Genomic DNA, 660 nt, shown 5'->3' on the forward strand with positions numbered 1-660 from the left:
TACTGTAATCACTTTTCCATTTGGTAATTCAACCGTTACTTTAACTGGATCTTTCTTACCTGGAGTTGTTAAGTCTGGAATGTTTTCAACATTTGTGACCTTGCCACCTTCTGGAATCTTAATTCCTTTAGTATAATCCTCTGGTGTTAATGGGGTAGATGTGACTGGTGTCTCAATCTCTTTAACAGGTGTTACTGTTACTGGGACTTCTACTGTAATCACTTTTCCATTTGGTAATTCAACCGTTACCTTAACTGGATCTTTCTTACCTGGTGTTGTCAAGTCTGGAATGTTTTCAACATTTGTGACCTTGCCACCTTCTGGAATCTTAATTCCTTTAGTGTAATCCTCTGGTGTTAATGGAGTTTTCGTAACTGGAGTTTCAATTTCCTTAACAGGTGTTACTGTTACTGGGACTTCTACTGTAATCACTTTTCCATTTGGTAATTCTACCATTACTTTAACTGGATCCTTCTTACCTGGAGTTGTCAAGTCTGGAATGTTTTCAACATTTGTGACCTTACCACCTTCTGGAATCTTGATGCCTTTAGTGTAATCCTCTGGGGTTAATGGAGTTTTCGTAACCGGAGTTTCAATTTCCTTAACAGGTGTTACATTAACTGGGACTTCTACTGTAATCACTTTTCCATTTGGTAATTC

1 pseudogene is annotated in these 660 nt (G+C 37.9%); it reads right to left on the reverse strand.

Annotation, left to right across the window (positions count from 1 at the left end):
• Nucleotides 1-660 (reverse strand): annotated as a pseudogene (locus ADH52_RS10345) (Rib/alpha-like domain-containing protein); the annotation flags it as partial.

It is taken from the genome of Streptococcus pseudopneumoniae (assembly GCF_001072665.1).
In the GTDB taxonomy this organism is placed as follows: domain Bacteria; phylum Bacillota; class Bacilli; order Lactobacillales; family Streptococcaceae; genus Streptococcus; species Streptococcus pseudopneumoniae_S.